10 protein-coding genes are annotated in these 11,562 nt (G+C 63.2%); 4 read left to right on the top strand and 6 right to left on the bottom strand.

Annotated features, from left to right (window positions below; genetic code table 11):
• The coding region (locus PLN84_RS11115; RefSeq protein WP_348532074.1) for a transposase at positions 1-727 on the top strand (727 nt) is incomplete at its 5' end.
• On the top strand, positions 718-984 hold the full coding sequence (locus tag PLN84_RS11120; RefSeq protein WP_348532075.1) for a zinc ribbon domain-containing protein: 267 nt from the start codon (positions 718-720) through the stop codon (positions 982-984). The genes PLN84_RS11115 and PLN84_RS11120, both read left to right, overlap by 10 nt.
• Positions 985-1,205: 221 nt before the next feature.
• On the opposite strand, the gene PLN84_RS11125 is transcribed toward PLN84_RS11120, so the two are convergent.
• Complete coding sequence (locus PLN84_RS11125) at positions 1,206-1,466, bottom strand: RNA-binding protein (RefSeq protein WP_292382779.1); 261 nt, start codon at positions 1,464-1,466, stop codon at positions 1,206-1,208.
• Between the two features lie 451 nt (positions 1,467-1,917).
• Here PLN84_RS11125 and eif1A point away from each other — a divergent pair, with 451 nt between their 5' ends.
• Complete coding sequence (eif1A, locus tag PLN84_RS11130) at positions 1,918-2,235, top strand: translation initiation factor eIF-1A (protein ID WP_292382911.1); 318 nt, start codon at positions 1,918-1,920, stop codon at positions 2,233-2,235.
• 114 nt (positions 2,236-2,349) lie between these two features.
• Here the strand turns inward: eif1A and PLN84_RS11135 are convergent, their stop codons facing one another.
• Positions 2,350-2,949, bottom strand: a complete 600-nt coding sequence (locus PLN84_RS11135) for a DUF2121 domain-containing protein (RefSeq protein WP_292382781.1) — start codon at positions 2,947-2,949, stop codon at positions 2,350-2,352.
• Between the two features lie 253 nt (positions 2,950-3,202).
• Here PLN84_RS11135 and PLN84_RS11140 point away from each other — a divergent pair, with 253 nt between their 5' ends.
• Positions 3,203-3,658, top strand: coding sequence for a DUF2795 domain-containing protein (locus tag PLN84_RS11140; protein WP_292382783.1), 456 nt, complete (start codon positions 3,203-3,205; stop codon positions 3,656-3,658).
• Positions 3,659-3,753: 95 nt separating this feature from the next.
• Here the strand turns inward: PLN84_RS11140 and glgP are convergent, their stop codons facing one another.
• The 4 genes from glgP to glgB all read right to left on the bottom strand — a co-directional run.
• The gene (glgP, locus tag PLN84_RS11145) at positions 3,754-5,991 is read right to left on the bottom strand and encodes an alpha-glucan family phosphorylase (protein WP_300182476.1); all 2,238 of its coding nucleotides are present in this window, start codon (positions 5,989-5,991) and stop codon (positions 3,754-3,756) included.
• 205 nt (positions 5,992-6,196) lie between these two features.
• Positions 6,197-7,693 (bottom strand): 4-alpha-glucanotransferase, encoded by a 1,497-nt coding sequence (gene malQ / locus PLN84_RS11150; protein ID WP_348532076.1) that lies wholly within the window; start codon positions 7,691-7,693, stop codon positions 6,197-6,199.
• Between the two features lie 13 nt (positions 7,694-7,706).
• Complete coding sequence (locus PLN84_RS11155) at positions 7,707-10,085, bottom strand: DUF3536 domain-containing protein (RefSeq protein WP_292382913.1); 2,379 nt, start codon at positions 10,083-10,085, stop codon at positions 7,707-7,709.
• Between the two features lie 2 nt (positions 10,086-10,087).
• Positions 10,088-11,562 (bottom strand): 1,4-alpha-glucan branching protein GlgB (glgB, locus tag PLN84_RS11160; RefSeq protein ID WP_348532077.1); only part of this gene is annotated, 1,475 nt, incomplete at its 5' end.

The raw sequence follows: 11,562 nt of genomic DNA on the forward strand, positions 1-11,562 counted from the left end.
CCGTGCTCTCAGAAAACTGAAGGAAAAGGGGAGGAAAGTCGGCAAACTCCGAAAGAAGTGGGTCCACTCGATGATCTACGAGCAAACCGGATTCAAGCTCACGGGCAACCGGCTCCGGCTGAGCAAGATCGGTGAGATGCGGATCGAACTCAGCCGACCGGTACCGGGACGGATCAAGCAGATCGTGATCAAGCACACCCCGGCCCACAAATGGTTCGTGGCGATCATCTCCGAGACCCCCGACACCCCCGAGCTGACGACCGGCACCCGGGCGGTCGGGATCGACCTGAACCTGGAGAACTTCTCCACCGACACTGACGGCAAGGTCTTCCCGCACCCGCACAATGTCAGGATGGCCGCAAAGAGGCTCCGCCGGGCCCAGAGGAGGTTATCTCAGACCGTGGAGGGGAGCCGGAACCGCCGGAAGCAGCGGGTCCGGGTTGCCCGGATCCACGAACAGGTCGAGAACCGGAGAACCGACTTCCTGCACAAGTGGAGCCGGTATTATGTCGATAACTACGACTGCATCGCTCTGGAACACCTGACCATCAAACCGATGGTCGAATCGCTGGAGGCAAAACTCCGCGGCAGATCCAAATCTATTCTCGATGCCGTGATGGGCCGGAGGGCCGGAGCGGGAGAAGCCGGAGGCTTCGACTCGCGTGGTACAAAGCAAGAGAGTTCATACGCTACAAAGCTGCGAATGCTGGTAAGTATGTGCATCTGATCGAGCCGGCTTATACGACGCAGGACTGTTTCGTCTGCGGGCATCGGGAGAAGAAGGATCTCTGGCAGCGGACCCATGCCTGTCCGGTCTGCGGCTACACAGTCCCCCGGGACCTGAACGCCGCACAAAATATCCTGAAACGAGCATCCGTAGGGTGGGGCACACCCGAATCGACGCTTGTGGAGATCGGGACCGCTACACCGCCAATTCCAGCGGTGCAAGTCCCGGTCGACGAAACAAGAATCTCCCGGCTTTAGCCGGGGAGAGTGTCAATCTCTCCTTTCTTATCGAGGGAACAAGAGGTGATTGGCCGTTCCTGAACGTTGTCATCCCTTCCGGGATAGGCGGCCGCACCGGAACGATCAGTTGAGACACACGGCGTAGCCATGCGTGTCGGTCAATCAGAGATGAGGTTCCCTTGAACCCCGAATCGTTAAAAAAGGGAGATATTTAGAGTACTGTTCTTCCAGAAAGTACCTTAATACCGGTTGAAGTCACTTCTCGGTCTCGGGGGCCGGGCCTCGTCTATCTTTAAGGTACGGCCTTCAAATACAGTGTCGTTCAGGGCTTCCTTTGCTGCCTCAGCCTCTTCGGGACTGGACATCTCGACAAACCCGAACCCTTTGCGTTCGATGACTCTGACGTCACTTACCGTCCCGTACTGGCTAAACAGGTCTTTCAACTGCTCTTCATTTACCGAGTAGGTGAGGTTACCGACGTACAGCTTGCTGCTTTCCATTCAAAGATCCTCGTCACACATGTACGTTCAAACCTTAATTATTCTTCGGCGGAAAACCCGGGCAGCAGTCCGGGACACCACCCTCGATGCGGGCGCCCACCCGGGGGTTGGGTTACACCTTCTTTAACCACGTTTCACGCCCCGAATCCCGTTCCAGACCGGTTCTTTCTTCGCGATGTCTCTCCGGGAGGTCGTTGCATCCGGCACCTGAACCCGCTTCGGCAGAGTAATACCCGTAGTCCCCGGGAACAAGCATCCGCGCGGGTCCCGGGTGTCGGTATTCAAACCCCACCCAGAGCACCCTACATACGGCCGACTCTCCCCGCCGGCTCCCGGTTGTGCAGGTGTTCCCGGGATAGATACTTTAATGCTGGCTGGGGTCATTGATATACACCTCTAGGATAATATACGGGAGGGGTCTTGCGTCGCCGCCTGTCATGGAGTTGATTAACTGACGAATTCACGAGGATCACATAATAACGAAACTGAAGAGATTGTACGAGTACGGCTGCCGAAGAAGCGAAACCGGGAGATATTCGCCCGGGCCGACCTGATGCTCGGGGCAAACCACATACGCGTCCGTTGCGAGGACGGCGTCACACGCACCGGGCGGATCAAGGGCAAGATCAAGAAGCGGCTCTGGATACGCGAAGGCGACCTCTTGATTGTCGTCCCCTGGAGTTTCCAGGACGAGAAGTGCGATATCGTCTACCGCTACATCAGACCCCAGGTCGACTGGCTCAAGAGGCACAACTACCTCAGCCAGTAAACATCTCTACGTATCTAAGGAGACAGTCTCTCGACCGTTCTCCGGAAGGCTCCCGCACTCGGGTAGATCCCGGGAGCGGACGTACGTTTTACCCGGTTCGGCACAATCCTGACTTCATTCATTCCTGACGACAGATTGTCCCCGGGAGTCCCGATCGATAGCATGAGCGAGGTCGGCCGAGAGATCGGTATGCACCAGGACAAACGTTCTGCTCACCGATGCCGTTAAGCTTGCCGTTATCTGCATGGTGAGCATGATGAGCCGTATGGCATCCTGAAGTGTTCCGCCGTCCCACGCCTCCCGGATGCACTGGTCGGCTATCCGCTGTGCGGTATCGTTTCCCAGCACCACAAAGTTGCTTGCCCTGCCCCTCTGCGTTACCTGTAGCCGGGAATCGACGATCTCCGCGATCGTGTAACTCCCTCTCGTAGCATACAGCCTCCTGCAGCGGGCGCTCGCTCCCTCGGTCTCGGTCACCTCGCCGACGAGCACTCCGTCCTGCTGCGAGACCTTGGCCTTATCGTCCCGGATACGGATTGTCACGCCGATCTCAGCAGCCCGCTTTGCGAGGTCGTTATCGGAGGCGAGCGAGCCGTCGTAGAGTTCGCACTCCAGTTTTTCGATGCAGGAATCATCCCCCATAAACGCAATCTCCCGCATATCCCCTGCCATTACTGCGCCCGATTCTCCGATGAATGCGATCACGAGAGTCATGTAGTGAACCTCCAACCCCCGGTGCGGAGCAGGGGTTACGCTTCTCCGCGCCCCGGATCCGCCTGCTGCCGCCCTCCGGTGCCATTCCACTGTCCCCTGCGGCATCGCTCCCGAAATAGAACCGTTGTTCTGTCATCCGGAGTTATCCGTATGCTGTAAGGCGGGCCTGCAGCGCCGGCATGGGCGGCAACATTTATAGTAGGTTTTTTATAATATCTTTGCTATTCACCCGCCGTCACTGGAGGTGACATGAGTGGCAGAGGCAAGGTTCAAGGTGAACCCGGCGATGGTTGAGAAGTACCTGGCCGGGGTGGATTACCCGGCAAACAGGCAGGACCTGCTGGATCAGGCAAGGGCGAACAACGCGGACAATGATATCATGGAGACCCTTGCCGGCCTGCCCGAACAGACCTACCACTCGCCGATAGATGTCAGCAAGGCGATGGCCGGGTCTGAGATCGAATCAGGGCAGAGATCGTCACGCGAAGGCTTTGAGGGGAGATCAGTCAGCAGATCCACAGCTGTCAGCGCGGCTGAGGTGCAGAGATACCTCCGTGGCATGGATTACCCTGCGGGCATACGCGAGGTCATCAGCCTGGCGCAGAAGAACGGTGCGCCCGGTGACGTGCTTGATATCCTGCAGAGGATCCGGGACAGGGAGTTCAGATCCGCGACAGACGTGAGCAAGGCCCTCGGCGAAGTCATGTAGGCTGCATACCTGCACAGGCACCAGTGGGATACGGCCCTATCAATCCGACCAGATAGGACCTTTTTTTCTGGGTGCGGTTGGTGAAGAGAAGAAGTTCACTTGCTCCCTTCTCCGGCCCTTCCCTGGACCCGCGGTTTCCAGGTCGGCGGCCAGGGTTTTGCCGCCGTTGGAGTCCGGGCACACTCCGCGCCGGCACTCTTCAGGAGCGCCGGGTAATACCGGATGACGTACTCTTTCACCATCCTGCGGGACGAGAACCGGGGGGCGTTGCTCTTGATCGACTCCTTCATCATCTTCACCCAGCCGTGGGGGATATCGTCGATGGAGCGGTTGTAGTAGAGTGGGACGACCTCCGTTTCCAGGATATCATAGATTGCCGTGGCATCGACGGCATTCTGCTCCTTGCAGGGGGCCGCCTCGTCCCCGAACGCCCACCCGTTCCTGCCGTTGTAGCCCTCTATCCACCAGCCGTCAAGGATGGAGAGGTTGAGGACGCCGTTTAACGACGCTTTCATGCCGCTCGTTCCGCTCGCCTCCATCGGGGGCAGCGGGTTGTTCAGCCAGACATCGACGCCGTGTACCAGGTACTGCGCCACCTGCTCGCCGTAGTCCTCGACGAACGCGATACGTCCCCCGAACTCGGGCTGCTGCGCGTAACGGTAGATCTTCTGGAGCACCCGCTTCCCCTCGTTATCGTTCGGGTGGGCCTTGCCGGCGAAGACGATCTGGACGGGGCACCAGGGGTTGTTCAGGATGCGCTTCAAGCGGTCCAGGTCCTCGAAGACGAGGTGCGCCCGCTTGTAGGTCGAGAACCGCCGGGCAAATCCGATCGTCAGGACGGAGGGGTTGAGGAACGCCCCTTCGGCCGCAGGATTCGACGCCCCTCCGCTGTGTGCCGCCCACTTGATCCGCTGCCGCTCCCGAATCCGGTTGATAAGTTTCCCCTTCAGGTGGGTATGGATCTTCCAGAGTTCGTCATCCGGAATCTCATCGATGAGTTCCCAGACCATCGGGTCGTCGTGCTCCGAGAGCCAGTCGGGCGAGGTCGGCCCGATGTACCGGTCGTAGAGGTCCTTGACCCGGTGGTTCAACCAGGTCGGGAGATGGACGCCGTTCGTGACGTGGTCGATCGGCACCGTCGTCTCCGGCAGCCCCGGCCAGAGGCAGTTCCACATTTGTCGGGTGACGGTCCCGTTCGCGCGCGAGACCCCGTTGTGGTGCGCCGACGCACGCAGGGCGAACGCGGTCATGTTGAAGCCTGCACCGGGGTTTTCGGGGTGGACGCCGAGTTGCAGGAACCGGGTCCGGTCAATGCCGAGCGCCGGGTAGTAAGTCCTGAAGTAACGGTCGATGAGGTCGACGGGGAATACGTCGTGGCCTGCCGGGACGGGCGTATGTGTGGTGAAGATCGATGTCGCCTGCACCGCGCGGAGCGCCGTGTCAAAGTCCATCCCCCGCTCGACCCGCTCCCGGATACGCTCGAGCAGCGCAAACGCCGGGTGGCCTTCGTTCAAGTGCACCGCCGCGTACTCGATGCCAAGTGCGTGGAGCACCTTTCTCCCGCCGATGCCGAGGACGATCTCCTGGCGGAGGCGCTGCTCCAGGTCTCCCGTGTAGAGCCGGGAGGATATGCCCCGATTATAGGAGTCGTTACAGGGGATATCCGTATCCAGGAGATAGAGCGGCACTTTCCCGACCTGGACCTTCCAGACGGAGACGTAGATGGGCGGGTCGATGTGCGGGACCCGGACCACCAGGTCTTCACCGGCCGCGTCACGCACCCGGGTGATCGGCGCCGCGGTGCGGTCGACCGGTTCGGTGATGCTCTCCTGCCAGCCGTCGGGATTGATGTGCTGGTGGAGGTAACCTTCGGCATACATGAACCCGACGGCAACCATCGGGAGACCGAGGTCGCTTGCCTCTTTTAAGTGATCGCCGGCGAGGAATCCGAGCCCCCCCGCGTAGAAGGGAAGTGAGTGGTGGAGCCCGTATTCGGCCGAGAAGTAGGCGATCGGCAGTGCCGGGTGGTCGGGGAACTCCTGTGAGAACCAGGTCCCGTTGGCGGTCATGTATCTGTTGAACCGGCGCATGACGATGTCGTAGCGGTGGAGATAGGCGGGATTCTCTGCCGCCCGGTTCAGGAACTCGGCCGGTATCTCGCGGAGCATCCGGACCGGATTATGGACGCTTGCTTTCCATGCCTGCTGGTTCACCTGCTTGAAGAGTATCCGGGCCTCCGGGTTCCAGCTCCACCAGAGGTTGTATGCGAGGTCTACGAGCCCGGAGATCCGTTCCGGGACGTGTGCAAACTGATCGTGTAGTGAATCCCCCATGAATTCTGTCCCCAATTGAATGATGTACTTTCCGTGTTTATTATTATATATGTTTACGGATTTTTGCAAACCATTGAAAAAAATGGAAAAACAGCAACCATGAAGCTTTTTGAAGGGGACGGGAACCGGAAAACCTTCCGGCACGTGGCATTTTCGTCCCGGAAGCGGAGAGGGCGGGATCTCCCCCGATGCAGGGGCCGCTCTCTCACCCCCTCCCGTATATCCTCGTGACCCCGGCAAACTCCCGGAGGCCTTCCTCCCCCATCTGCTCCGGCCGGAGCCGCCACTCCCAGTTCCCTTCCGGCGTGCCCGGCCGGTTCATCCGCGCCTCCTCCCCGAGGCCGAGGATGTCCTGCATCGGGACGATCACGGTGTCCGCAGGGGAGAGCATCGCGAACCGTATGAGGATCCGGTGTATCTGGTCGGTGCCGACCGGCCCCCCGATGTAACGGAATATGAGGTCCTTCTGGTCGCCGGAGACCTCATGCTCGAACCACCCGCGAACCGTGTTGTTGTCGTGCGTCCCCGTGTAGGCGACGCAGTCCCTTGTGATGTTGTGGGGAGCGTGAGGGTTCCCCGCGACGTCGCCGGAGAAGCCGAATACCAGGATCTTCATCCCCGGGAACCCGAAGTGGGCCATCATCTCATGGACGTCGGAAGTGATGTAGCCAAGGTCCTCGGCGATGATGGGGAGGCACGGCCTGCTCCGCATAAACAGGGTGAAGAGGTCCCGGCCGGGCGCATCGACCCAGCGCCCGTTCTCCGCGGTCGCCTCCCCGGCGGGGACCTCCCAGAACTGCACGAACCCCCGGAAGTGATCGAGGCGCAGCCGGTCGACGAGAGCGAGGGTGCGGTCGATCCGGCTCTTCCACCACGAAAATCCCCTCTCGCGGTGCGCATCCCAGTTGTAGACCGGGTTTCCCCAGAGCTGCCCGGTCGCGCTGAACATATCCGGGGGGACGCCCGAGACTGCGGCCGGTTTCTTCTGTTCGTCCAGTTTGAAGAGCCCGGGGTTCGCCCAGAGGTCGACGCTATCGTAGGTGAGGTAGATCGGTATATCCCCGATGACCTGGATGGAGCGCTCGCGGCAATGGTTCTTGAACGCCTGCCACTGCCGATCGAAGACGTACTGGAGGAACTTCTCCCGGAGGATCGGGTCCGCGAGCTCCGTGCCGTAGCCCCGGAGAGCGTCTTCGTGCCGGTCCCTGATATCGGGCGGCCAGTCGCCCCAGACCTTCCCGGGAAACCGGTCCTTGAGGGCGACGAAGATGGCGTAGTCGTCGAGCCACGAGGCATTGTCGGCGACGAATTCTTTGTAGCGGAAGTCCTCCCCGAGTTCTTTGAACCGCGCAAACGCCCGGTCGAAGAGGCTGTTCTTGTAGGCAAGGACCGCGGGGTAGTCGACCCGCCCTGCGGGGAAATCGGGTGGGTCCCGGATATCCTCCGGCCCGAGGAGGCCGTCTGCGACCATCTGCTCGGGGCTGATGAGCCAGGTGTTCCCGGCAAACGCCGAGACGCCCTGGTAGGGCGAGTTGCCGAACGCCGGGCACGTCGGGTTGAGGGGAAGGATCTGCCAGTAGCGTTGCCCGGCACCGGCGAGGAGGTCTACGAACCGGTGCGACGCCGGACCGAGGTCGCCGATCCCGTAGGTCGACGGCAGGGACGTTATGTGGAGGAGGACCCCGCTGCCCCGCCGGTTCATGCCCGGTCCCTCCTCATGCCACCCTCACACCGAGGCATGTCGCCGCCCTCCTGAAGGCTTCCGTCCACCGTTGTGCATCCCCTTCGCCCCGCCCGGCCCGTTCCTGCATTAAGGCATAGTTGTTGCGCATCTCGATACATAGGTTCTGGCCCTCCCAGAGGGTGAGCGGGAGCCCTGCTCCCTTCGCGCACCCGACCATACGGACGATCTCCTCAAGCGGCACCGGGTCCCCGGGCCGGGCCGCCGCCGCCCTCGCGGAGGCCTCGATCCGCCGGCTCGCCGCCTCCCCGAGAGATACGAGGTCAGGCGCCCCGAGACCCCTCACGAGTGCTTGAAAACCGTCCGGATCGGGGCAGCCCGTTTCGATCAGCGAGCGCAGCCGCTCACTGGAGGCGTGCTCCCGGAGAAGGGCGGTGCCTCCCGTCTCGGGGATCCCGAGGTCCTCAAGCACCGAGAGCAGCGGGCTTGCGTCCCGGTAGACTGCGCAGATGGCACGCCCGATCCCGGGAGCAATCCGGCGGGCGATTGCCCATCGTTCCTCGTTGGAGAGGTCGGGCGCGGTGTAGACCCGGGCAAAGGAGGCGGATACCGCCCCGGCCGGGTCGGCGCCCATCACCCCCTCCCAGACCGCCCGGAGCGCCTCCTCGCCGCCGGGCTCGCGCACGCCGACGGCGACCTGATCCATCCCGGAAAAGAGCGCAACCGCATCAAAGAGCGCTTCCTCCCCCGTCGCCCGGGACCGGACCCGGACGGTCCCGAGGATGCGGCGCCGGCCGCCGGCATCCGACCGGTAGCGCCAGTCCCCGTCGACGGCGTACATCCCCGACGCGACCGCGGGGGGTTCGAGATCGAAGAGCGCGTAGAGGGCGGCCCCTGACCCGATCCGGGCGGGGTCGAACGCCCGCGGCCGGACCCCGGCCTCGTAAACATTCGCGCCGGTCGCGTACTCCGGGTCGTTTGTCCGGGCCCGGCGGAGGGTATCGATGAACGCTGCCTCAAGGTCGAGGCCGAGGGTCTGCCGGGCGAGGTCCATTGCACGGCCCGCGTGCCGCATCACCTGGACGCTCCCCGGCTCCGTGATATCGTCGAAGAACCAGCCGCAGCTCGTCTGCATCAGCATCACCTGCCGCTCCATCTCGAGGAGCCCCAGGGCCCGCCGCCGCTCACCGGGAGAGAGGTCGCGGAGGGCGTGGCGCGAGAAGAACGCCGTCACGGCTTCGTCGGACCACCGGGCAAGGACGAGGCCGACGGCATCCTCCCGGGCCGCCGCGGGGTCGCGGACGAGGGTCGCGAGCACCTCCGCCGCCCGGGGGGCGATGGCGTCCCGGACCCTGACGACCGCCTCCCGGAGCGGCTCGCGCCATGCCTGCGACCACCCCGGGTGCGTCCCGCTGTGGCACCCACACGCCTGCTGCCACCGCTCGACGCCGTGTACGCAGCTCCAGGACGTCCTCTCCCGGACGATGACCTCGTGCGTAGGCGGGTGGGCGGCGAGGTACTCGCCGTAGACCGTGAGGCTTGTGTCCCGGCTCCTCTCGATGGTGCGGAGACAGCAGGCGAGCGCCATATCCCCGAACTTTTTGTGGTGGCCGTAGGTCTCGGCGTCGGTCGCGATATGCACGAGTTCCGGCCGGTCCCTCCCGGACGAGAACGCATCGAGCAGCCGCCCGGCAAACCGTCGCCCGTCATTGAGCAGGTCGCCGAACGCGATGTCGTGGGCGATACCGCCGTCGTAGAAGAAGACCGCGATACTCCGCCCGGAGGGGAGGCGGCAGAGGTAGGGCATCCGCGTCTCGACCCGGCCGCCGGAGACATCCGTCCAGGCCTCCGTCCCGATCCTCCGCACCTTTGCGGCCTGGTGCGGTGCGAGGATCGTGAACCGGATCCCGGCCTCTGCCGCCAGGTCCAGGGACTCGAGATCGACCGCCGTCTCCGGCAGCCAGATCCCTTCGGGCTCGCGGCCGAACCTGGCTCTAAAGTCGCGGACCCCCCAGACGACCTGGACCCGTTTCTCCTCCCGGGTCGCGAGCGGCATGATGATGTGGTTGTAGCAACAGGCGATCGCGGACCCATGACCGGCGTAGCATTTCCGGCTCTCCCGGTCGGCCTCGACGATCGCGGTGTAGACCGACGGGCGGTGCTGCTCAAGCCAGGCAAGCAGCGTCGGGGCGGCCGTGAAACTGATCCGTGAGTAGGTGTTCATGACCTCCGCGATCAGGCCGTCCGGGTCGAGGAGGCGTGCGGCAGTGTTCGGTTCATAACACTCCGCCGTCACCCGCTCGTTCCAGTCGTGGTAGGGAGCGGCCGACCGCTGGACCTCGACCTCGCCGATCCAGGGGTTCTCCCGCGGCGGCTGGTAGAAGTGGCCGTGGATGCAGACGGCGCGGTCCATCGTCACGCCCCCTCCGGGGTGAAGATGACCGCACCGAGCGGGGGCAGGGTGAGCGGAAGGGACCACGGCCGGCCGTGCGCCGGGACCTGCTCCGCCTCCACCCCCCCGAGGTTCCCGACACCGCTCCCCCCATACTCGATCGCGTCGCTGTTGAGCACCTCCTCCCAGAATCCCCCGAACGGGACGCCGACCCGGTAGCCGTAGCGCGGGACCGGGGTGGCGTTGCAGGCGACGAGGACGACGTCGTCGGCCGAGAGCCCCCGCCGGAGGTAGGTGACGATGCTCTTCTCCACGTCCGAGAAGTCGACCCACTCGAATCCCCTCGGGTCGGCGTCCCGCTCGTGGAGGGCGGGCTCCCGGCGGTAGAGATGATTTAAGTCGGTGACCCACTGGAGGGTCCCCTGGTGAGGAGGATACTGCAGGAGGTGCCACGTGAGCCCGGCATCGTGGCTCCACTCCGACCACTGCCCGAACTCATCGCCCATGAAGAGGAGTTTCTTGCCCGGGTGCGTGAACATATACCCATAGAGGAGCCGGAGGTTCGCCCGTTTCCGCCACTCGTCGCCGGGCATCTTTCCTGCGATCGAACCCTTCTCGTGGACGACCTCATCGTGCGAGAGCGGGAGGATGTAGCGCTCCCGGAACGCGTACCATATGCTGAACGTGAGGAGGTCGGGCCGGTACTTCCGGAAGACCGAGTCGAGCACGAAGTAGTCCAGCGTGTCGTGCATCCAGCCCATGTTCCACTTCAGGTCGAACCCGAGCCCCCCGGTCGCGGTCGGGGCGGTCACCCCCGGCCAGGAGGTCGCCTCCTCGGCGATGACGAGGACGCCCGGGAAGTTCGCGTGGACCGTGTCGTTCACCTTCCGGAGGAACCCTATCGATTCGAGGTTCTCCCTCCCGCCGTAGACGTTCGGTATCCACTCCCCGGCGCTCCGGGCGTAATCGAGGTAGAGCATCGAGGAGACCGCGTCCACCCGCAGGCCGTCCGCGTGGTAGCGGTCAAGCCAGAAGGCGGCGCTGCTGGTGAGGAACGACCGGACCTCGTTTCTCCCGAGGTTGAAGATATAACTCTTCCACTCGGGGTGGTAGCGCTGGCCCGGGAGGGCGTGTTCGTAGAGGTGGGTGCCGTCGAAGTAGGAGAGCCCGTAGCCGTCGGCGGGGAAGTGGGACGGCACCCAGTCGAGGATCACCCCGATCCCGCGCTGGTGGAGAGAGTCGACGAGGTGCATGAAGTCCTCCGGCGTGCCGTACCTGCTCGTGGGGGCGAAGTAACCGAGCGTCTGGTAGCCCCAGGAGGCGTAGAACGGGTGCTCCATGACAGGGAGGAACTCGACGTGCGTGAACCCGGTTTCAAGCAGGTAGTCCACAAGTTCGGTCGCTGCCTCCCGGTAACTCAGGGACCGGTTCTCTTCCTCCGGTACCTTCCGCCACGACCCGAGATGCACCTCGTAGATGGATATCGGTCCATCGGGAG

It is taken from the genome of Methanoculleus sp. (assembly GCF_035363275.1).
GTDB lineage: Archaea > Halobacteriota > Methanomicrobia > Methanomicrobiales > Methanoculleaceae > Methanoculleus.